Origin of the sequence: Bifidobacterium choerinum, from assembly GCF_000741135.1 — a bacterium.
Classification (GTDB): domain Bacteria; phylum Actinomycetota; class Actinomycetes; order Actinomycetales; family Bifidobacteriaceae; genus Bifidobacterium; species Bifidobacterium choerinum.
The window spans coordinates 75,952-97,000 of the sequence record NZ_JGYU01000001.1; the positions used below are offsets into that span (position 1 = coordinate 75,952).

Sequence of the window (21,049 nt, forward strand, 5' to 3'; positions counted from 1 at the left end):
GCTGTGATCCTTACTGCTTGTCCCGGATCAGTTCTCGCGGCCCAGATAGGAGCCGTCCTCGGTGCTGACCTTGACCTTCTCGCCCTCGCCGATGAACAGCGGCACCTGGATCTCGGCGCCGGTCTCGACGGTCGCCGGCTTCGTGCCGGCGTTCGAGCGGTTGCCCTGCAGGCCCGGCTCGGTGTGGGTGACGGTCAGGACGACGGAGGCCGGCAGCTCGACGGACAGCGGCTGGCCGTCGTGGAAGGAGACGATGCAGTCGGTGCCCTCGAGCAGGTACTTCGCCTTGTCGCCGACGAGCGTCTTCGGGATCATGACCTGGTCGTAGGTGGTCATGTCCATGAAGACGAAGTTGTCGCCGTCGTCGTAGGAGTACTGCAGCGTGCGGTTGTCGACGGTCTCGAACTCCATCTTCATGCCCGCGTTGAAGGTCTTGTCGACGATCTTGCCCGACAGGACGTTCTTGATCGTCGTGCGCACGAAGGCGGGGCCCTTGCCCGGCTTGACGTGCTGGAACTTGATGACCTGCCACAGCTGGCCGTCAAGGTTGAGGATCGATCCGTTCTTGATGTCGTTGGTAGTCTGTGCCAAATTACTCACCTATTCATTCGACGTGTCATGCAGCTATACAAAGAGCCTTGCATATTATGCCAGCACCTCTATACAGTCCGCATATGCGGTCCGCGCAGCGGCGCGGGAGGGGCGCACGGCGGGAAACCGGCGGCGGCGCGCCGCGCGGACGCGGTTACGCCATCGACGACAACGCCCGCACGGCGCCGCCGCGGCGCGCTATACCTGTTAGCAGGACCTATGTCAAGGAGGCATCCATGATCGATTCACTCGTCAACGACGCGCTGCTCGACGGCCGTTCCGTCATCATCGTCGGCGCCGCGCCGCTCGCGGACAAGGTCACGACGTTCCAGTCCCTCGTCAACGCCGTCGCCGGCACGCGCAAGCTCGCCATCATCGACGAGAAGCACGTCCTGCCTACCGTGCCGCCGTCCGCCGACGTCATCGACGTCGACTTCAAGGGCGTCGACGCGATCCACCGCGAGATCCGCGAGCACGGCGACACGGCGGTCGCCGTGCCGAACATGCGCCGCGGCGACATCGTCCGTCTGCTGATGGACTTCGCCGGCCAGGAGGACGGCCAGGTCCTCCTCGTCAACGACGCGCGTTCGGACGCCGAGGACACGCTGCGCAACGACCTGCCGATGATCCTGCTCAAGTCGTCGCCGTCCGGCCACACCGAGTTCTCCGATGCGGCGATCAAGGCGATGAACCCGGTCGTCGTCTCGCTCGACGCCAACGGCAACGTCGAGTCGATCAAGGTCGTCGACCTGCACAAGGACGGCCTGCACACGGTCACATTCCGCTGATCCGCGCGTCCACGCGCCTCATGCGACGGCCATCCGCGCACCTTGCGAGGGGGGGTGTGCGGGCGGCCGTTTTTTGTGGTTCCCCACAAATTCGCCGGCCGCGCTTGGCGCGAGTCGCACAACGCGGACGGATCGCGTCTGGCGTAGCGTGGAGCGGTCGCGCCGGCGCACGGGACTCCCGCGCGCCGGCGCCGCCCATCCCCGTACCGTCATCCCAGGAGCATCCATGATCCGCAGCAGAACCGCGCAGCTCATCTTCCAGACCTTCTACGTCGCGCTCGGCGCCGTCGGCGTCCTCGGCAGCATCGGCCTGTACGACGCCGAGTTCGACGCCGACTTCTTCGTCTACTTCACGAACCTGTCGAACTACCTGTGCATCACCGTCGTGCTGTGTGAGCTCGTCCGGACGGCGCGCCGCCGCGACGACGGCCCGGTCGACTTCGCGCCGCAGCTCAAGTTCGTCAGCGTCATCGCGATCCTGCTCACGTTCTTCGTCTTCAACCTGCTGCTCGCCGGTCAGCCCGACCGTGACCCCGCGCAGAACTTCCAGGTGACGAGCCTGCTCTTCCACGTCGCGCTGCCGCTGATGTTCACCTTCGACTGGCTGCTGTGCTACGAACACCGCCGTGTGCGCTGGACCTGGCCCTTCGCCGCGACGATCTTCCCGCTGTGCTACGTCGGCTTCGTCTACATCCGCGCATGGCTGTGCCATTTCGACCCCGACACGCCGCTGCTCTACCCCTATTTCTTCCTCGACGCCGCGCAGCTCGGCGTCGGCGGCGTCCTGCGCTGGATCGGCGTCCTGCTTATCGCGTTCATCGCCTTCGGCTATCTGATGGTCGGTCTCGACCGTGTGCTGCCGGCCGACGACCGCGCCGGTACGCCGGCGCGCGAAGTCGCGACCGAACTCGACTAGCCGCCGATTCCCATCCCTCTCCGCAGCCGCCCCTACGGGCGGCTGTTTTTATGCCTTACGACCGCCGACCCGACAGCAGTCCATGATTGACCTCAACCACCGACTGCAGACAATGGCCGCTAATAGCGGCGTGTGATCGACCTCAAATCAACCTCCACCCGAATCCTCACATCGGGCGTTGCGGGACGTAGAAACAACGTAATAACAAGGAAAGCCCCACCTGAATGAATCAGGTGGGGCTTTCCGATCAGTCGCGTACTACCGCGTCAGATCAACGCTGAATCGAATCAGCCGAGGATCTTGGTGACACGGCCCGAGCCGACGGTGTGGCCGCCTTCGCGCACTGCGAAGGTGAGGCCCTCTTCCATAGCGATCGGCTGGATGAGCTCGACCGTGAAGGTCGCGTGATCGCCAGGCTGAACCATCTCGACGCCTTCCGGCAGCGTGATGACGCCGGTGACGTCCGTCGTGCGGAAGTAGAACTGCGGACGGTAGTTCGAGAAGAACGGCGAGTGACGGCCGCCCTCATCCTTGGTGAGGACGTAGACTTCGCCTTCGAACTTGGTGTGCGGGGTGACCGAACCCGGAGCGGCCACGACCTGGCCACGCTCGACGTCGGTACGGTTGATGCCGCGCAGCAGCAGACCGGTGTTGTCGCCAGCCTCGCACTCGTCCATCTGCTTGTGGAAGGTCTCGATGGAGGTGACGGTGGTGGTCTGGGTCGGGCGGATGCCGACGATCTCGACGTTGGTGTTGATCGGCAGGCGGCCACGCTCGACACGGCCGGTGACGACGGTACCACGACCGGAGATCGTGAAGACGTCCTCGATCGGCATCAGGAACGGCTTGTCGAGGTCATGGACCGGGGTCGGGATGTAGTCGTCGACGTCATCCATGAGTTCCTTGATCGTCGCAACCCACTTCTCGTGATCCGGAGCGTCGTCATGCAGCGCGCCGTAAGCGGAGGTGTGGACGACCGGGCAGTCACGGTCGAAGCCGTTCTCGTCGAGGAGGTCACGGACCTCTTCCTCGACGAGCTCGATGAGCTCCTCATCGTCGACCATATCGCACTTGTTCAGCGCGACGAGGATCTTCGGAACGCCGACCTGACGAGCGAGCAGAACGTGCTCGCGGGTCTGGGCCATCGGGCCGTCGGTGGCGGCCACAACGAGGATCGCGCCATCCATCTGGGCGGCGCCGGTGATCATGTTCTTGACGAAGTCGGCGTGGCCCGGGCAGTCGACATGAGCGTAGTGACGCTTCGCGGTCTGGTACTCGATGTGGGCGATGTTGATGGTGATACCACGCTGCTGCTCTTCCGGAGCGGCGTCGATCTGGTTGAAGTCGTACTCCGGGTTCAGATCCGGATACTCATCGTGCAGGACCTTGGAGATCGCTGCGGTCAGGGTCGTCTTGCCGTGATCGACGTGGCCGATCGTACCAATGTTAACGTGCGGCTTAGTACGCTCGTACTTTTCCTTTGCCATGTGTTTGTCCTCCTGGACGTTCTCGTAGTAAGCCTTGATCGCTCAAGGCACTTGCTACAGTTTACTGGGTTTCTGGGTTTTCGCCACTTGTAGAGCCCGAACCCAGTCAGCGCTACAGAATATTAGCGCTGACTGGGGACAGGTTCAAGCCAAATGGCAGCGCGTGTCACTCACCGCGCTGGGCCTTGATGATCTCGTCCGCGACGGCCTTCGGGACCTCCGCATAGGAGTCCATCTGCATCGTGAACATCGCGCGGCCCTGGGTCTTGGAACGCAGGTCGCCGATGTAGCCGAACATCTCGGACAGCGGCACCTTCGCGTCGATGACCTTGACGCCGGTGGCGTCGTTCATCGACTGGATGGCGCCACGGCGGGAGTTAAGGTCGCCCATGACGTCGCCCATGTACTCCTCCGGAGTACGGACCTCGACGGCCATGATCGGCTCGAGGATGACCGGCTTGGCCTTCGGGGCGGCTTCCTTGAAGCACATCGAACCTGCGATCTTGAACGCCATTTCCGAGGAATCGACGTCGTGAACCTGGCCATCGACGATCGTCGCCTTGACGCCGACGACCGGGAAGCCGGCGAGGATGCCGGACTCCATGGCCTCCTGCACGCCCGCATCGATCGAAGGAATGAATTCCTTCGTGATGTGGCCGCCGGTGACCTCGTTGACGAACTCGTAGACCTCGCCGTTCTCGGTGTCGAGCGGCTCGAAGTTCATCAGGACCTTCGCGAACTGGCCGGAACCACCCGTCTGCTTCTTGTGCGTGTACTCCTGGCCCATGACGGCCTTGCGGATCGTCTCACGGTAGGCGACCTGCGGCTTGCCGACGTTGCACTCGACCTTGAACTCGCGGCGCATACGGTCGACGATGATGTCGAGCTGGAGCTCGCCCATGCCGGAGATGAGGGTCTGGCCGGACTCTTCGTCGGTCTTGACCTGGAAGGTCGGATCCTCGTCGGAGAGCTTCGCGAGGGCGAGGCTCATCTTCTCCTGGTCGGCCTTCGTCTTCGGCTCGACGGCCACCTCGATGACCGGGTCCGGGAAAGTCATCGACTCGAGCGAGATCGGGTGCTTCTCATCGCACAGCGTGTCGCCGGTCGTGACGTTCTTCAGACCGACGAAGGTGTAGATGTTGCCCGCCTCGGCCGCGTCGACCGGGTTCTCCTTGTCGGCGTGCATCTGGAAGATCTTGCCGACGCGTTCCTTCTTGCCCTTCGTCGAATCGAGCACGTTGTCGCCCGGCTTGACGGAGCCGGAGTAGACGCGCACGAAGACGAGCTTGCCGTAGAACGGGTGCGTCGAGATCTTGAAGACGAGCGCCGAGAACGGGTCGTCGAGCGTCGGCTTGCGGTCGATCTCGATGGACTCGTCGGACGGGTCGAAGCCGACGATGGATGGAACGTCCTCCGGGCTCGGCAGGTAGTCGACGACGGCGTCCAGCATCGGCTGCACGCCCTTGTCCTTGAACGCGGAGCCGCACAGGACCGGGTAGGCCTGACGCGAAATCGTCAGCGTGCGGATGCCCTTGCGGATCTCGTCCTCGCTCAGCTCACCGGTCTCGAGGTACTTCTCGATGAGGTCCTCGTCGGACTCCGCGACCTGGTCGAGGAGCTCGGCGCGGTACTGCTCGGCGCGTTCCTTGAGATCGTCCGGGATGTCCACGGTGTCGTAGTGAGCACCCATGTCGTCCTTGACGTCGTTCCAGACGTAGGCCTTCATGCGGATCAGGTCGACGACGCCGACGAAGTCGTTCTCAGCGCCGATCGGCAGCTGGACGACGAGCGGCGTCGCGCCGAGCTTCTCCTTGATGGTGTCCACCGAGTAGTAGAAGTCGGCACCGAGCTTGTCCATCTTGTTGATGAAGCAGATGCGCGGAACGCCGTACTTGTCGGCCTGACGCCACACGGTTTCGGACTGCGGCTCGACGCCCTCCTTGCCATCGAAGACGGCGACGGCGCCATCGAGGACGCGCAGCGAACGCTCCACCTCGGCGGTGAAGTCGACGTGGCCCGGCGTATCGATGATGTTGATCTGGAACTTATCGCCCGTGTCATGGGTCTGGCGGTTCCAGAAGCACGTCGTCGCGGCGGACTGGATGGTGATGCCGCGCTCCTGCTCCTGGGCCATGAAGTCCATCGTCGAAGCGCCGTCGTGGGTTTCGCCGATCTTGTAGTTCTTACCGGTGTAGTACAGAATACGCTCGGTAGTGGTGGTCTTACCGGCATCGATATGCGCCATGATGCCGATGTTACGAACCTGGTTGAGGTTGGTAAGCACGTCCAGTGCCATGAATGTTCCTTAACTCTTCGTTTCTGTGACTAATTACCAGCGGTAATGAGCGAAGGCCTTGTTGGCTTCCGCCATCTTGTGCGTGTCCTCGCGGCGCTTCACGGAGGCGCCGAGGCCGTTGGACGCGTCGAGGATCTCGTTGGCGAGGCGCTCAGCCATCGTCTTCTCGCGACGGGCGCGGGAGAAGTCGGTCAGCCAGCGCAGCGACAGCGTGTTCGCGCGGGCCGGCTTGACCTCGACCGGGACCTGGTAGGTCGCACCGCCGACACGGCGGGAGCGGACCTCGAGGGACGGGCGGATGTTGTCCAGCGCGCGCTTGAGCACCGCGACCGGCTCCTGGTCGGTCTTCTCCTTGACCATGTCGAGCGCGGAGTAGACGATGTCCTCGGCGATCGACTTCTTGCCGTCAAGCAGAATCTTGTTGATGAGCTGCGCCACGACGGTCGAGCCGTAGATCGGGTCCGGCAGCAGCTGGTGTTTCTTGGCGGGTCCTTTACGTGACATATCTCTTACTTCGCCTTCTTTGCTCCGTACAGGGAACGGCCCTGCTTACGATCCTTGACACCCTGGGTATCGAGCGCACCGCGCACGATGTGGTAGCGCACACCCGGCAGATCCTTGACACGGCCGCCGCGCACGAGCACGATCGAGTGCTCCTGCAGGTTGTGGCCCTCGCCCGGAATGTAGGCGGTGACTTCGACGCCCGAGCTCAGGCGCACACGAGCGACCTTACGCAGAGCCGAGTTCGGCTTTTTCGGCGTCGTCGTGTACACACGGGTGCACACGCCGCGGCGCAGCGGGCTTCCCTTGAGCGCCAAGGTCTTGGACTTCTTCGGCTTTGCCTTACGTCCCTTACGGACAAGCTGTTCAATAGTAGGCAACTTGAATTCTCCGATTCAGTGGTTTCTGTTCTTCCTAGTGAAGCCGACTGATCGCAGCCTCACTTTCCCCCGATTCACTGAATGAAGAAAAGACAGCCACTGTTCACCGGCCCGATGACCCTTCGTTCTCTCACTGGTCGCATTACTGCGCGTGGTACAAACGAACTCGGGGATATCCCAGCACATGCTCCTGTTACATAAGGTGCGTGGCTGGCACACACAATCGATGAATATAGCACGGATCCCGGATAAGAATCAATTGTGAAGACACCCTCGGTGTGTCTTCACAATCGCCCCCCGCCGTGTCCCTCTGTGTCCCGCTCCATCGGCACCGCCGACGAACCGGGACGCGAACCGCCCCCTCCGCGGGACGGACCATCGACCGGCCCGACGGAACGGGACGCGAGCCGCCCCCTTCGCGGGACGAACCGTCGACCGGCCCGACGAACCTGGACGCACACCATCCCTTTTGCGTCCCGTTCCATCGACTGATTCGATGGAACGGGACACCATTGGAGCCGTTTGCCGTGGTCGCGCCGAGAGAAACAAAAAGACCCTCCGCGAGGGAGGGTCTTCAGTGGGGTGGCTAACGCGGCTCGAACGCGCGACCTTCTGAACCACAATCAGATGCTCTACCAACTGAGCTATAGCCACCATCGCAACGGCTCCGTAGAACCGGGCAACAGATGAACACTATACACCATCTGCTTCCGACACGCCCACACGGCGTGTCGCGGCCGTGTCCGGGCCTGTCGCGCGCCAATCGGGAGTAGACTGGAAGCATAATTCAACAGAGTTGCAGACACAGGGTTACAGACAAAGCGCAATGTGGCGCTGAACTCCTTTCCGGCTTGATGGTTTCCTGATGCGAACGCGATCGCGGATGATGGAGATGATGGACAAGAGGATAAGAGAAACAGGCGAGGCGGCCCCCAAAGGTATCTAGATGCTTCGGGGGCCGCCCCTTTTTTGCCGCCCGCCGCTTCCTCCATCGTCGACTTCCCCATCGTCGTCGGCTTCCCCGTCGCGTCCGCTTCCGTCGTCCGCTTTCCCATCTCCCATCGTCTACGCTGGAACCATGATGACGCTTCCCCTTTCCGCGGACATGGCGATGACCACCGCCATGACGACGGCCGCGACGCCCACACCCGCGACCGCCGCCGCGACCGCCGCCTCCGATTTCGTCGCGCGCCGCCAGTTCGCCCCATGCTACATCTGGCTCGACATCATGTTCCTCGTGCTGTACGCCGCGCTGCTGCTGTGGCGCCGCCGGCGCATGACGGTGCTCGTCGGCCTCGTCGCCGGGCTGCTGTACTTCGCCGTCGACTTCGGCATCTTCCATCTGGCCCTGCACACGCGCTCGATCTCGCCGAACGCGTCGTTGTTCTGGGTGCTGGCGTGGATGTCGATGAGCTACGGCTTCACGAACTTCAGCTGGATCTGGCTGTATCTGCGCCGTGACGACCGGCTCGTCGAATGGTCGACGCTGATCTTCGGCTGGTGGTTCTGCGCGCCGCTCATCACGCAGACGATCACGTCCCGCTTCCTGCCTGCCCAGGCCGCCGACCCGATCGTCATCCAGCGCACGACCGGCGCCTACCACGGCTGGATGGCGCTCATCCTGTTCGCCGGCTATGCGGCCCTCGTCGTCTACAATCTGGGCTTCGCCGCGCGCCCGGCGCTGCGCGTCGACATCCGCTGGCTGCTCGTATGCGGCATCGGCATCCAGTTCGCGTGGGAGCTCGCGCTGCTGCTCGGCGGCATCCGCAGCGCCGGTCTGAGCGCCGCGCAGTCGCTCAGGCCGCTCGTCATCGATTCGCTGCTGGAGACGAACCTCGGCATGCCGTACGTCTATCTAATCTTCCTCGCCGTCTCGGCACGCTGGCACGAGGACCTGGGCGCCCGCACGCCCGCGCTCTCGCTCGCGCAGTCGCTCGAGGCGTCCAACATGTCCCGCCGCCCGTTCACCGTCGCCGCAATCCGCGGCGGCCGGAGGCCGACCGACTAGACTGTCCTACAGCACGGACCACACCCATCCAGACCCAAGGAGCCCATCATGCTGTCCTTCCAGAACGACTATTCCTCGACGGCCGCGCCGCAGATCCTCGCGCGCATGCAGCAGATCCAGCAGGAGCAGCAGCCCGGCTACGGCGTCGACGACTACTGCAAGGCCGCGGCGGACAAGATCGTCAAACTGTGCGACGACCCCGAAGCACATGTGTGGTTCCTTGTCGGCGGCACGCAGACGAACCAGACGGTGATCGCGTCGATCACGCCGCAGTACGCCGGCGTCGTGTGCGCCGACAGCGGCCACATCAACACGCATGAGGCCGGCGCGATCGAGGCGACCGGCCACAAGGTGCTCGCACTGCCGAACGAGGACGGCAAGATCTCCGCCGCACAGCTCGACGACTACTGCGAGCGCTTCTACGCCGATGCGAACCACGAGCATATGGTCTTCCCCGGCGCCGTCTACATCTCGCAGCCGACCGAATACGGCACCGTCTACACGCTCGAGGAGCTCGAGGCGCTCTCCCAGGTCGCGCACGACCGCAGGCTGCCGCTGTTCATCGACGGCGCGCGCCTCGGCTATGCGCTGACGAGCGACGGCAACGACGCGAACCTCGACGACATCGCGCGCGTCGCCGACGTGTTCACGATCGGCGGCACGAAGGTCGGCGCGATGTTCGGTGAGGCCGTCGTGTTCACGCGCGGCAACGCGCCGACGAACTTCACGACGCTCGTCAAGCAGCATGGCGCGCTGCTCGCGAAAGGCTGGCTGCTGGGCCTGCAGTTCGACACGCTGTTCACCGACGACCTGTACTTCAAGCTGTCCGAACACGCGAACAAGGAGGCCGACAAGATCCGCCGGGCGCTGACGGACAAGGGCTACGACGTGGCCTTCGTCTCGCAGACGAACCAGATCTTCATCACCGTCACCGACAAGAAGGCCGCCGAGCTGGCCAAGCATGTGACGCTCGGCTTCATGGAGGCCGTCGACGCCGACCATGTCATGCTGCGCATCTGCACGAGCTGGGCGACGACCGACGAGCAGACGGCTGAACTGATCTCCTATCTGTGAGTTTTCCCCCGATACATGCTGCGGCCGTCGGTGTCGCCGGCGGCGCGCCTGCCGGCGCGATGCGCGGCGATGACCTCGCGCTCCATCCGCACGAAGCGTTTCACCGACTGTTCGACCGAATACGTCTCCTTCGTGTGTTCGGCGTAGGTCTGGCCCCATTCGTTGAGTTCGCGCGGATGGTCGATCCACCAGTCGATGCGGTCGGCGAGCTGTTCTGGATGCCCGACCGGGTACAACGATTCCGGCGTGAGTGAGAACTGTCCGGCCGCGCTCAGCGGCGAGTCGGCGATGACCGGCACGAGGCCGCACGCCATGCCTTCGATGACGCTCACCGATTCGAGGTCGGCGATCGACGGATGGCACAGCAGGTCGCATGAGCGCAGTAGGTCGGGCATGTCGACGTTGCGGTGGAAGCCGATCGTCGCCGGACGGCTGAGCAGCTTGCGCGCCTTGCGCATGACGCGCCGCCTGATCGGCCCGGTGCCGGCGATCGTCAGATGGATGTCGTCGGCGTGCGCGCTCATCGCGATCGCCTCGATGAGCTCCACATGGTTCTTCTCGTTGGCGAGCCTGCCGGAGGCGACGATGCGGAACGGCACGCCGGCCGGTTCGGCGCCCGGCCGCTGACGCTTCGCCGTGAACCTGGGCTGGTATCCGTTCGAGATGACGTAGATCGGCTCGCCGTAGTGGTGCTCCTTGAGCAGATGCGCGCCGAGCCTCGTCGGCACGTGGATCGCGTCGACGTTGCGGTACAGCCAGTGGTGGAACAGCCAGTACAGGAACGCGTTCATGCCGGGGATGTAGCGCAGCGGACCGGCCGAATACATGACGTTCTCCGGCTGCACGTGGAAGCCGGCGGTCACCGGCAGCCCGTGCGCGCGCGCGTTCGCGAGCGCGTGCCTGCCGAATTTGAACGGCTCGTAGATGTGCACGACGTCGACGCCTTCGAAGGCGCGGTCGAACAGCGTGCGACTCGGCTGCGCGAACTGCATCTGCTGCTTCGCCGATATCCAGCTGACGAGCGGTATATGGTTCTCGCGCGCCGGGTATTCGGGAGCGCCGATGCCGACGAGCCGTACCTCGTGTCCCTGTCTTTGCAGTTCGGCCGCCCACTGGGTCGCCGAATTGGACGTGCCATTGCCGCCGTTGCCGGACGTGTCGACGACGAGCGCGACCTTGAGCGGCCGATCGTCGTCCTGCCGGTCGTCGCTGGAGGATGCCGTGTTTTGTTGTGCGCACATAGTCGTCCAGTCTAGCGGCCACGCCGCCGAACCGGCGGTTCGCGTCCCGCGGGCGTCCATGACGGCGCGTGGAACGCCGCCGGCGGCCGTGCACTACCGGTGGCACAATGGATGCCATGACGAAAATCGATTGTGCACTCGGCACCCCCAACGGCAAACATCCCACCCGCGCGCTCCTGCTCGGCTCCGGCGAGCTCGGCAAGGAGGTCGCGATCTCGCTGACGCGTCTCGGCGTGCGCGTCATCGCGGCCGATTCGTATGCGGACGCGCCGGCGCAGCAGGTCGCGCACGAGGCGCGCGTCGTCGACATGGCGAACGCCGACGCGCTGCGCGCGCTCATCGACGACGTGCGCCCGAACATCATCATCCCCGAGGTCGAGGCGATCGCGACGTCGGTGCTCGAGACGGCCGAGCACGACGGCGTGCGCGTCGTGCCGAGTGCGAGGATCGCGGCGACGTGCATGGACCGCGAGGCGCTGCGCACGCTCGCGTCCGACGAACTCGGCCTGCCGACGACGCCGTTCCGCTTCGCCGGCTCGCTCGACGAACTCAAGGCGGCGGCCGACGCGATCGGCTTCCCCTGCGTCGTCAAGCCGATCATGAGCTCCTCCGGCCACGGACAGTCGGTCGTGCATGCCGCGGACGGCGTCGACGACGCGTGGACGGCGGCGCAGCAGGGCCGCCGCACGCACGGCGAGGGCGACGTCTCGCGCGTCATCGTCGAACGTCTCGTCGACCTCGACTACGAGCTGACGATGCTCACCGTCAGCTCGGTCGCCGGCGTCGTCGTGTGCGAGCCGATCGGCCAGCGTCAGCAGGACGGCGACTACCGAGACTCGTGGCAGCCGGCGCAGGTGCCGGCGGACGTGCTCGACGAGGCGCGCCGCATCGCGCACGCCGTCGTCGAGGGACTCGTCGCGCGCGCCGGCACCGACACGGCGTGGGGCGTCTTCGGCGTCGAGCTGTTCGTGCTCAGGGACGGCACCGTCCTGTTCAACGAGGTCTCGCCGCGTCCGCACGACACTGGCATGGTCACGATGATCAGCCAGCGGCTGAGCGAGTTCGACCTGCATGCGCGCGCGATGCTCGGTGTGCCGGTCAAGGACGGCCACGTCGCGCTCGACATCCCGAAGTACACGGCGGCGGCGAGCCACGCGATCGTCGTCGAGGGACACGGCGAAGCCGAGTTCCACGACCTCGACGAGGCGCTCGCGCAGCCGGGCGTCGACGTGCGCGTGTTCGCCAAGCCGAAGGTCGACGGCCACCGTCGCATGGGCGTCGCGCTCGCGCTCGGACAGGACGTCGAGGAGGCGCGCGTGCGCGCCGTCGAGACGGCCCAGGCGCTGCAGGTCAGCATCGTCTGAGCATGCGAAGGCCCGCGCGCCCCTTCCCGCGTTTGAAACGTGAGCAGGGGCGCGCCCATGTTGCCGCCGCTTGCTACGCTGATGGCGTCAGTTCAGCGTTCCATTTCCCTTAATCCACGGAAGGCAGAAGCAGAAAATGCAGAAGATGGACAAGCTCTACGAGGGCAAGGCCAAGAAACTGTACGCAACCGACGATCCGGACGTCCTCTGGGTCGAATACATGAACCAGGCGACCGCCGGCAACGGCGCGAAGAAAGCCCAGATCGAAGGCAAGGGCAGCCTCAACAACCGCATCACCTCGGTCCTCTTCGACCTGCTCAAGGCGCGCGGCGTGGACTCCCATTTCATCAGGCGCATCTCGGACACCGAGCAGCTCGTACGCGCGATGGACATGTACCCGCTCGAGATCATCATGCGCAACACGGCCGCCGGATCCTTCGCGAAGCGCTACGGCGTCGAGGAGGGCACGAAGCTCGCCCGTCCGATCCTCGAATTCTGCTACAAGTCCGACGAGCTCGGCGACCCGTTCATCAACGACGACGGCATCGTCGCGCTCGGTCTGGCCTCCGACGAGGAGCTCGCCGAGATCTCGAAGCAGGCGCGCGCCGTCAACGACGCGCTGCTCGACATCTTCTCGAAGATCGACGTGCAGCTCGTCGACTTCAAGATCGAAGAGGGCAAGACCTCCGACGGCACGATCCTACTCGCCGACGAGATCACGCCGGACACCTGCCGCCTGTGGGACCTCAGGGACGGCTCCGGCCAGATCGAGCATCTCGACAAGGACCTGTTCCGCCGTGACCTGGGAAACATCATCCCCGCCTACGAGGAGATCTACGACCGTCTGACGGCGCTTGCCGAACAGGAAGGCATCGAGCGCGCCGAATGACGCGGACGGCCCGCATCCGGCACATACCGGATGCGGGCCGTTTTTGCCGTGAGCGCGCCGCATGGGGCCGCCCTCCGCCACCCATGCCCCTGTTTTTCTCCCATTCCTACCCCATATCCACCTGCAACCATCAGAGTCAAGAGAGCAAGGAAGAACCGTGGTTTTCCGCGTATATGTTGAAAAGAAGCCGGGCTTTGACGTCGAGGCCCAGCAGCTCACCCAGGAGCTCAGGACGATCCTGGGCATCAAGCCGCTCGAGCAGATCCGCCTGATCAACCGCTACGACGTCGAGGGCATCGGCGAGGAGCTGTTCGAGCAGGTCGTGCCGACCGTCTTCAGCGAGCCGCAGTCCGATGACGTGTCCTCCGACCTTCCCGACTTCGGCGACGACGCCGTCTTCGCCGTCGAGTTCCTGCCGGGCCAGTTCGACCAGCGCGCCGATTCGGCGAGCGAATGCATCCAGCTCATCAGCCAGGGCGAGCGCCCGACCGTGCGCTCGGCCACGCTCTACGCGCTCAAGGGCGACCTGAGCACGCCGGACATCGACGCGATCAAGAAGTACGTCATCAACCCGGTCGAGGCGCGCGAGGCGAGCCTCGCGACGCGCGACACATTGGCGACACAGATCCCGACGCCCGGCAGGGTCGAGGTCATCGACGGCTTCCGCGACATGGACGACGAGCAGCTCGAACGCTTCATCGACGACCGCGGGCTCGCGATGGACGTCGCCGACCTGCAGTTCTGCCGCGACTACTTCGTCAACGAGGACCGCGACCCGACGATCACCGAGATCAAGGTCATCGACACGTACTGGTCCGACCATTGCCGCCACACGACCTTCGGCACGCAGCTCGACAACGTGACGATCGACGACGCGACCGTCCAGGCCGCCTTCGAACGCTACCTGAAGATGCGCGAGGAGCTCGGCCGCGACGACCGCCCGGTGACGCTGATGGATATGGGCACGCTCGGCGCGAAATGGCTCAAGGCGAACGGCATCCTGACGAACCTCGACGAATCCGAGGAGATCAACGCCTGCACCGTCAAGGTGAAGGTGGACGTCAACGGCGAGGACGAGGACTGGCTGTTCCTGTTCAAGAACGAGACGCACAACCATCCGACCGAGATCGAGCCCTTCGGCGGCGCGGCGACCTGCATCGGCGGCTGCATCCGCGACCCGCTGTCGGGACGTTCCTACGTCTACCAGGCGATGCGCGTGACCGGCGCGGCCGATCCGCGCACGCCGATCGACCAGACGCTCGAAGGCAAACTGCCGCAGCGCAAGATCGTCACGACGGCCGCGCACGGCTACTCCTCCTACGGCAACCAGATCGGGCTCGCAACCGGACAGGTCAACGAGATCTACCATCCGGGCTACGTCGCCAAGCGCATGGAGGTCGGCGCCGTCGTCGCGGCGACGCCCGCCGACCATGTGCGCCGCGAGACGCCGGCGCCAGGCGACCGCATCATCCTGCTCGGCGGCCGCACCGGACGTGACGGCATCGGCGGCGCGACCGGCGCCTCGAAGGCGCACAACGTCGAATCGCTCGAGCTCGACGGCGCCGAGGTGCAGAAGGGCAACGCGCCGGTCGAACGCAAGCTGCAGCGCCTGTTCCGCCGCGGCGACGCGTGCCGTCTGATCAAGCGCTGCAACGACTTCGGCGCCGGCGGCGTCTCCGTCGCGGTCGGCGAGATCGCCGACGGCCTCGACGTCGACCTCAACCAGGTGCCGAAGAAGTACGAGGGCCTCGACGGCACCGAGCTCGCGATCTCCGAATCGCAGGAGCGCATGGCCGTCGACGTGGCCGCCGAGGACGTCGACGAGTTCCTCAAGTACGCCGCCGAGGAGAACCTCGAGGCGTCGGTCATCGCGACCGTCACCGAGGAGCCGCGCATGGTCATGCGCTGGAACGGCGACGCGATCGTCGACCTGTCGCGCGAGTTCCTCGCGTCGAACGGCGCCGACAAGCATCAGGACGCGCATGTGACCGCTCAGGGCACCTACGTCACGCCGTTCAACGAAGGCACGCTCGCCGAACGCATGGACGCGATGCTCTCCGACATCAACGTCGCCTCGAACAAGGGCCTGTCCGAGCGCTTCGACTCGACGATCGGCGCCGGCACCGTGCTGATGCCGTTCGGCGGCCGCACGCAGCTGACCGCGCCGATGGCGATGGTCGCGAAGCTGCCGGTCTTCGGCGAGACGACGACCGCGTCGGCGATGGCGTGGGGCTTCAACCCGTACATCATGGAGCGGAACCAGTTCACCGGCGCCTACCTGTCCGTCGTCGAATCGCTCGCCAAGCTCGTGGCCGCCGGCTTCGAGCACGAGAAGGCGTATCTGAGCTTCCAGGAGTACTTTGAGAAGCTGCGCGACGAGCCGGAACGCTGGGGCAAGCCGCTCGCGGCCGTGCTCGGCGCGCTGATGGCGCAGGTCGACCTCGGCGTCGGCGCGATCGGCGGCAAGGATTCGATGTCCGGATCCTTCGAGGACCTCGACGTGCCGCCGACGCTGATCTCCTTCGCCGTCGCCGTCGGCAACATGAACCGCGCGACGAGCCCGGAGTTCAAGCAGGGCGGCCATCGCGTCGTGCGCCTCGCGCCGCGCTACCTCGCCGACGGCATCACGCCGGACAAGGACGCGCTGCTCGAGGCCTTCCACGTCGTCGAGGAGCTCGTCGACTTCCATGACGCGCTCGCCGTGTCCACGCCGGGTTACGGCGGTACCGCCGAATCGCTGTTCCGCATGATGCTCGGCAACCAGATCGGCGTCAAGCTCGACGACGCGATCGCCGTCGACGACCTCTTCGCGCCGGCGTACGGTTCGTTCATCGTCGAACTGGCGGACGACGCGAAGCTGCCGGCGACGTCGAACCTCGTCGAAATCGGCCAGATCGGCGAGACCACCGACGACTACGTCTTCCATGCGGCCAGCGAGGACCTGCCGATGGCGCAGCTGCAGGAGACGTGGGAACGCGGCCTCGAATCGGTGTTCCCGTACCGCACGCCGGCCGGCGCCGAACTCGAGCAGGTCGAGACGGTGTCCTTCGAGACTGACCGCCGCGTGCAGTATGCGGGGCCGAAGATCGCCAAGCCTCGCGTCGTCATCCCGGTGTTCCCGGGCAACAACTGCGAGTACGACACGGCGGCGGCGTTCGAACGTGCCGGCGCCGAGGTGACTACGCTCATCGTCAACAACCTCACGCCGCAGGCGGTCGCCGAATCCGCGCAGGCGCTCGTCGACGAAATCGGCCGCAGCCAGATCGTCATGATTCCCGGCGGCTTCTCAGGCGGCGACGAGCCGGACGGCTCGGCGAAGTTCATCACGGCCTTCTTCCGTGCGCCGGCCGTCACCGAGGCGGTGCGCGACCTGCTCAAGAACCGCGACGGCCTGATGCTCGGCATCTGCAACGGCTTCCAGGCGCTCATCAAGCTCGGTCTTGTGCCCTTCGGCGACATCGTGCCGATGACCGCCGAATGCCCGACGCTCACGTTCAACGAGATCGGCCGTCATCAGAGCCGCCTCGTGCGCACGCGCGTCGCATCGAACCTCTCGCCGTGGCTCGCGAAGACCGAGGTCAGCGACGTGCACACCGTCGCGATCTCGCACGGCGAGGGCCGTTTCGTCGCCTCGGACGACATGCTCGCGCAGCTGGCCACGAACGGCCAGATCGCCACGCAGTACGTGGACGAGGACGGCGTGCCGAGCATGGACCTGTCGGTCAACCCGAACGGCTCGATGCTCGCCGTCGAGGGCATCACGAGTCCCGATGGCCGCGTCTTCGGCAAGATGGGCCATTCGGAGCGCTCCGGCAACGGCCTGTACCTCAACGTGCCGGGCAACACCTACCAGCCGATCTTCGAAGCCGGCGTCGAGTACTTCGGCTGAGCGATTGGCGGGCGCTTGGCTGAGCGCATGAATCGGCCCCGCGGAATCCGTTCCGCGGGGCCGATTCGTATATCCTGTATCCCCTATCCTGTATCCCCTATCCCGCATCCCCCTGCATATATAAGGAGCAGAGCTCCTACCCACATCCGGTCCGCAATCCCTGTCCGATGCACCGCTGTTTCCCTCTCTGAGGTGGTGCAGGAAAAGTGGCGGCATGACGCATCGATGCCGCCGAATTCACGGTCAAGCACTACCCCGCCCCGCCTCGGCGCCGCGACTGAGCATCCTCTCCGCGGTCCCGAGGCCCCATCTGCGAAGGACCTGCCGTTGCGGTGCCGGACACTGTCCTCTCCGCGCTCTCAAAGCCCTATCCGACAATATGTCGGATGCGGCAAGACCCATCCGACGTCCTCTCCGTCCCTCCCGAGGCCCTATCTGCGATTTTGGGGTGGGCGCTCTCGGAGACACCGCCTCCAACAACCTCCAAAGCTACCATATGCGAACAAAGGCGCTAAGAACAGCACATTTAACCGCCCGGTCTCCGGAACACCCCACCCCAAAATCGCATATAGGCCACGACATCCCTCCTCCCCCCGTCTTCACAGCAAAAAACAAGGCCGCACACCCAACCGGATGCGCGGGCCTTGCATTCTCAATCTGCCGTATGTCGGATTACTTGGCCTGACGCTTGGCGGCGATCAGCCAGATCGCGCCGACGACGGCGACGATCGCGGCGACGAAGAACAGGTAGTAGCCGAAGCCCCAGCCGTAGTTGTCCGAAGAGATGACGCCGCGGTCACTGAAGTCCCAGTTCAGCACGAGGAACAGAATGAAGCCGATGATGCTGAACACCAGCGCCGGAATGCCCTTCGCGATGCATGCGAAGATCAGTGCGACAAGCGCCGCGACGGCGATGGCGATGACCATCACCATGATAATCGTCGCGACTTCCGAGCCTCCGGCGACGTCGTTCTTGAGCTTGTTGTAAAGCGTCACGAACTTGAACAATGACGGGTCGGCCAGTTCGCCGGCGCGCACGCCGTCGATCGTCTCATCGGCGAATTGGCGGTACGGCGAATCCTGCGGCGCTGAGGCGTACGGCAGGAAGATGCATAGCAGCATGAGCGCGTTGCCCGCGATCGCAATGATCTTCGGAATCGTCAGATTCCTGGTGGCTCCCTGATCGGACATGGTGTCCCCTTTCCTTTTCCTTATAACGGGGCGTATCACAGCCCCAAAATCTGCCTCTTCTTGAGGTTGAACTCTTCCTGCGTGAGGATGCCGGCGTCCAACAACTCCTTGAGACTCTTCAACGCATCCATCTGCTCCGACAACGACATCGCCGGCTGCCCGGACGACGCCTGCGAAGCCTCAGGCTGCGACGCCGGCGCAGCACCAGCCACAGCCGCCTGCTGCGCCACCTGCTGGCCCGGCATCGCCCCGGTCATCGGATTGACGCCCTGCGCGAAGCCCACACCGAGCATCATGCCGCCCATATCACCGAACCCGCTCTCCTGCACACCCTGCGCGATCTTCTGCTGCGCCGCGATGTTCGACGCCTGCTGCGAAACGTTCTCATACGCCGCAACATTCATACGATTCGCCGAATACTGCTTGACCAGCTCACGCGACTCCGGCGTGAACTCAATGCTCTCGATACCAATACCCGCCAGATGAATACCGAACCGCGACTCCCACGTACCCGCGTTGCCTTCGTCCGCCGCGATCGCCTGCGCGATGGCATTCGCCTGACTCGGCAGCTCGGAGATGCGGTATTCGTTCGACAGCGAGTTGAGCGCGACCGAGAACGACTGCATGAACTCGCTGAGCAGCTGCGACTTCGTCTTCGGATCGTCGAAGCTGATGTAGTCGACGTTCGGCGGCACGAACTGCCGGATGAACGCGGTCGGATTCGTGATGCGCAGCGACATCATGCCGCAGGCGCGGATGTCCAGATCGGTGTCGTAGAACCTGTCGTGGTACATCAGCGGCGCCGGCGTGCCGAATTTGAGGCCGCGGATCTCGCGCAGGTTGACGAAGGCGACGCGCTTGTTCGCCACCGGTTCGCCGCCGTACTTGAAGCGTTCGCCGATCTGCCCGAAGATCGATTTGCCGATGCCGTCGCCGGCGAACACGCTGTCGGTGCCGCCGGTGCGGTATTCGTAGCCGCCGGCTTCGGTGATGATGTTCTCGATGCCCGACTGGTCGAAGATGAACGCGGCCGTGTTCTCCGGCACATAGATGCGCGAGCCGTTGGAGATCACGGCATCCGAATGCCGCGTGTTCGAGCCGCGTCCGCGGTTCGTCTCCTGATAGACGCCCGGCATCAGCGCCGCATGCTCGTCGAAGCGGTCCACGGTGATGATGTCGAGCCACTGATCGGCGAAGGTGCCGCCCAGTGCGCCGGTGAATGCCCTGATTAACGCCATAGCTGCCTACTTTCTGACTTGCTGGATCCCGTGGATGGTTAGAGCTGTTCGTTTCTGCCGCAATACTCGCAGTGGACCGACGTGCCTTCGGCACCATGCAGGGCGGCGCCGCAACCGAAGCAGGTCTTCGATACCGTCTTCGCGCTCTTCGGCTTCGTCAGGCCGCTCATGTTGAACGCCTCCGCCATTTCCTTGGTTGCTCCGGTCAGTGCGCTGGCGATGCCGCTGATGAAGGTCTTCGGCGCGCCGACGATGTCCTCGTCGCTGCCGGTGATCTCCTTGTTGATGCCGTTCGCCAGCTTCGAGAGGTCCGCATGCGAAGCCATGCGCAGCTCGATCTTCCCCTTGCGCAGCAGGATGTCGCATTGGTGGCTGTCGCCTTTGTCGATGATGAGCTGCGGCTTGCCGTTCACCACCTTGATGTCGCGCAACGACCACGAGAACGTATGGTCGATGTCCTTGCCGAACATCTTGATCTGCGTGTAGGTGAACACGAGACTCATATTGGTCAGCGTCAGTTCACCACGTTCGAAGCCCTTGAAATCGGGGCTCTCGCAGCCGACGCCGTCAAACTGCGCGATGATGCCCTCATTGGGCAGCAGATCGATGCTGTGCATGCCTGTTCCTCCTCACTTCCCTGTGGAACGTGCTCTCTTCATTAGGGCCGCCGTACCAGGACGACCTCGCCCGTCACGCGTTGGCGGCCGTGTTCTTGTTGCCGTGCTTGACGACGATCATCCAGATCGATCCGGCGATGGCGGCGACGGCGGCGATGTAGAACAGATAGACGCCGAAGCCGAGGCTGTACTGACCATATGGCGTGAAACTCAGATTGAAATAGACGTAGGCGAGCGTCGCGATGATGGCGAAGACGAGCGTCGGGACGCCTTTCGCGGCGATGGCGAAGATGAGCGCGAGCACTGAGAAGACCGCGATGATGATGATCATGGCGAGGATGATCTCCGAGACGCCGATGCTCATACTCGTGAGTCGCTGCAGTTCCTTCCACCGTTCGGCGATCGTGAACGCGGTCATCGTGTCGTCGCTCGACGTGGCGTATGGAAGCGCCAGCGAGACGAGCATGACGATTGCTCCGATGATCGTGAGCGCGCGGGGACCTGCCAGTGATTTCTTGTTCATGATTGTTCCTTTGCCGGTGATCGGTGGCTGATTATTGGAGAAAGATGCCGCCGACC

Annotated in this window: 17 protein-coding genes and 1 tRNA gene; 7 read left to right on the top strand and 11 right to left on the bottom strand. The window is 64.3% G+C overall.

Annotated features, from left to right (window positions below):
• Nucleotides 1-27: 27 nt before the first annotated feature.
• A complete protein-coding gene (efp, locus tag BCHO_RS00315; RefSeq protein ID WP_024540768.1) occupies nt 28-591 on the bottom strand; it encodes an elongation factor P in 564 nt (187 codons plus the stop codon).
• Nucleotides 592-827: 236 nt separating this feature from the next.
• Between efp and BCHO_RS00320 the strand changes: the two genes are divergently transcribed.
• Together BCHO_RS00320 and BCHO_RS00325 are read left to right on the top strand one after the other, a co-directional pair.
• On the top strand, nt 828-1,379 hold the full coding sequence (locus BCHO_RS00320) for a hypothetical protein (protein WP_024540767.1): 552 nt from the start codon (nt 828-830) through the stop codon (nt 1,377-1,379).
• Between the two features lie 226 nt (nt 1,380-1,605).
• A complete protein-coding gene (locus BCHO_RS00325; RefSeq protein WP_024540766.1) occupies nt 1,606-2,295 on the top strand; it encodes a Pr6Pr family membrane protein in 690 nt (229 codons plus the stop codon).
• Nucleotides 2,296-2,582: 287 nt separating this feature from the next.
• Here BCHO_RS00325 and tuf read toward each other — a convergent pair whose 3' ends face one another.
• The 5 genes from tuf to BCHO_RS00350 form a co-directional block, all read right to left on the bottom strand.
• Entirely contained in the window at nt 2,583-3,782 is a 1,200-nt protein-coding gene (gene tuf, locus BCHO_RS00330; RefSeq protein WP_024540765.1) for an elongation factor Tu, read from the bottom strand.
• Nucleotides 3,783-3,948: 166 nt separating this feature from the next.
• Entirely contained in the window at nt 3,949-6,078 is a 2,130-nt protein-coding gene (gene fusA / locus BCHO_RS00335; RefSeq protein ID WP_024540764.1) for an elongation factor G, read from the bottom strand.
• Nucleotides 6,079-6,111: 33 nt separating this feature from the next.
• Nucleotides 6,112-6,582, bottom strand: a complete 471-nt coding sequence (gene rpsG, locus BCHO_RS00340; protein WP_003813834.1) for a 30S ribosomal protein S7 — start codon at nt 6,580-6,582, stop codon at nt 6,112-6,114.
• 5 nt (nt 6,583-6,587) lie between these two features.
• Nucleotides 6,588-6,959 carry a 30S ribosomal protein S12 gene (gene rpsL, locus BCHO_RS00345; RefSeq protein WP_006294990.1) on the bottom strand — a complete coding sequence of 124 codons (372 nt, stop codon included), beginning with the start codon at nt 6,957-6,959 and terminating at the stop codon, nt 6,588-6,590.
• A gap of 578 nt (nt 6,960-7,537) precedes the next feature.
• Nucleotides 7,538-7,613: transfer RNA gene (locus tag BCHO_RS00350), tRNA-His, on the bottom strand.
• 424 nt (nt 7,614-8,037) lie between these two features.
• Between BCHO_RS00350 and BCHO_RS00355 the strand changes: the two genes are divergently transcribed.
• Both BCHO_RS00355 and BCHO_RS00360 read left to right on the top strand, forming a co-directional pair.
• Nucleotides 8,038-8,967: a hypothetical protein gene (locus tag BCHO_RS00355; RefSeq protein WP_152595860.1), complete on the top strand. Its 930-nt coding sequence runs from the start codon at nt 8,038-8,040 to the stop codon at nt 8,965-8,967.
• A 48-nt stretch (nt 8,968-9,015) separates the two neighbouring features.
• Nucleotides 9,016-10,041, top strand: coding sequence for a threonine aldolase family protein (locus BCHO_RS00360; RefSeq protein ID WP_024540762.1), 1,026 nt, complete (start codon nt 9,016-9,018; stop codon nt 10,039-10,041).
• Here the strand turns inward: BCHO_RS00360 and BCHO_RS00365 are convergent.
• Complete coding sequence (locus tag BCHO_RS00365) at nt 10,032-11,282, bottom strand: glycosyltransferase (protein ID WP_024540761.1); 1,251 nt, start codon at nt 11,280-11,282, stop codon at nt 10,032-10,034. The two genes, BCHO_RS00360 and BCHO_RS00365, sit on opposite strands and share 10 nt — an antisense overlap.
• Before the next feature lie 116 nt (nt 11,283-11,398).
• Here BCHO_RS00365 and purT point away from each other — a divergent pair, with 116 nt between their 5' ends.
• The 3 genes from purT (at nt 11,399) to BCHO_RS00380 (ending at nt 17,424) form a co-directional block, all read left to right on the top strand.
• The gene (gene purT / locus BCHO_RS00370) at nt 11,399-12,646 is read left to right on the top strand and encodes a formate-dependent phosphoribosylglycinamide formyltransferase (RefSeq protein ID WP_024540760.1); all 1,248 of its coding nucleotides are present in this window, start codon (nt 11,399-11,401) and stop codon (nt 12,644-12,646) included.
• A 136-nt stretch (nt 12,647-12,782) separates the two neighbouring features.
• Complete coding sequence (gene purC / locus BCHO_RS00375) at nt 12,783-13,535, top strand: phosphoribosylaminoimidazolesuccinocarboxamide synthase (protein ID WP_024540759.1); 753 nt, start codon at nt 12,783-12,785, stop codon at nt 13,533-13,535.
• A 157-nt stretch (nt 13,536-13,692) separates the two neighbouring features.
• Nucleotides 13,693-17,424: a phosphoribosylformylglycinamidine synthase gene (locus BCHO_RS00380; RefSeq protein ID WP_024540758.1), complete on the top strand. Its 3,732-nt coding sequence runs from the start codon at nt 13,693-13,695 to the stop codon at nt 17,422-17,424.
• Between the two features lie 672 nt (nt 17,425-18,096).
• Here BCHO_RS00380 and BCHO_RS00385 read toward each other — a convergent pair.
• From BCHO_RS00385 to BCHO_RS00400, 4 genes are all read right to left on the bottom strand, one after another.
• Nucleotides 18,097-18,615 carry a hypothetical protein gene (locus BCHO_RS00385; RefSeq protein WP_024540757.1) on the bottom strand — a complete coding sequence of 173 codons (519 nt, stop codon included), beginning with the start codon at nt 18,613-18,615 and terminating at the stop codon, nt 18,097-18,099.
• A 35-nt stretch (nt 18,616-18,650) separates the two neighbouring features.
• Nucleotides 18,651-19,853 carry an SPFH domain-containing protein gene (locus tag BCHO_RS00390; protein WP_024540756.1) on the bottom strand — a complete coding sequence of 401 codons (1,203 nt, stop codon included), beginning with the start codon at nt 19,851-19,853 and terminating at the stop codon, nt 18,651-18,653.
• A gap of 38 nt (nt 19,854-19,891) precedes the next feature.
• Nucleotides 19,892-20,470, bottom strand: a complete 579-nt coding sequence (locus BCHO_RS00395; protein WP_024540755.1) for a hypothetical protein — start codon at nt 20,468-20,470, stop codon at nt 19,892-19,894.
• A gap of 73 nt (nt 20,471-20,543) precedes the next feature.
• Nucleotides 20,544-20,993: a hypothetical protein gene (locus BCHO_RS00400; RefSeq protein ID WP_024540754.1), complete on the bottom strand. Its 450-nt coding sequence runs from the start codon at nt 20,991-20,993 to the stop codon at nt 20,544-20,546.
• Between the last annotated feature and the right edge of the window lie 56 nt (nt 20,994-21,049).

Bases quoted from the DNA above. Each gene is read 5' to 3' on its own strand.
- BCHO_RS00320 (WP_024540767.1), top strand. From the start codon at position 828: ATGATCGATTCACTCGTCAACGACGCGCTGCTCGACGGCCGTTCCGTC.
- BCHO_RS00325 (WP_024540766.1), top strand. From the start codon at position 1,606: ATGATCCGCAGCAGAACCGCGCAGCTCATCTTCCAGACCTTCTACGTC.
- tuf (WP_024540765.1), bottom strand. From the start codon at position 3,782: ATGGCAAAGGAAAAGTACGAGCGTACTAAGCCGCACGTTAACATTGGT.
- fusA (WP_024540764.1), bottom strand. From the start codon at position 6,078: ATGGCACTGGACGTGCTTACCAACCTCAACCAGGTTCGTAACATCGGC.
- rpsG (WP_003813834.1), bottom strand. From the start codon at position 6,582: ATGTCACGTAAAGGACCCGCCAAGAAACACCAGCTGCTGCCGGACCCG.
- BCHO_RS00355 (WP_152595860.1), top strand. From the start codon at position 8,038: ATGATGACGCTTCCCCTTTCCGCGGACATGGCGATGACCACCGCCATG.
- BCHO_RS00360 (WP_024540762.1), top strand. From the start codon at position 9,016: ATGCTGTCCTTCCAGAACGACTATTCCTCGACGGCCGCGCCGCAGATC.
- BCHO_RS00365 (WP_024540761.1), bottom strand. From the start codon at position 11,282: ATGTGCGCACAACAAAACACGGCATCCTCCAGCGACGACCGGCAGGAC.
- purT (WP_024540760.1), top strand. From the start codon at position 11,399: ATGACGAAAATCGATTGTGCACTCGGCACCCCCAACGGCAAACATCCC.
- purC (WP_024540759.1), top strand. From the start codon at position 12,783: ATGCAGAAGATGGACAAGCTCTACGAGGGCAAGGCCAAGAAACTGTAC.
- BCHO_RS00385 (WP_024540757.1), bottom strand. From the start codon at position 18,615: ATGTCCGATCAGGGAGCCACCAGGAATCTGACGATTCCGAAGATCATT.
- BCHO_RS00390 (WP_024540756.1), bottom strand. From the start codon at position 19,853: ATGGCGTTAATCAGGGCATTCACCGGCGCACTGGGCGGCACCTTCGCC.
- BCHO_RS00395 (WP_024540755.1), bottom strand. From the start codon at position 20,470: ATGCACAGCATCGATCTGCTGCCCAATGAGGGCATCATCGCGCAGTTT.
- BCHO_RS00400 (WP_024540754.1), bottom strand. From the start codon at position 20,993: ATGAACAAGAAATCACTGGCAGGTCCCCGCGCGCTCACGATCATCGGA.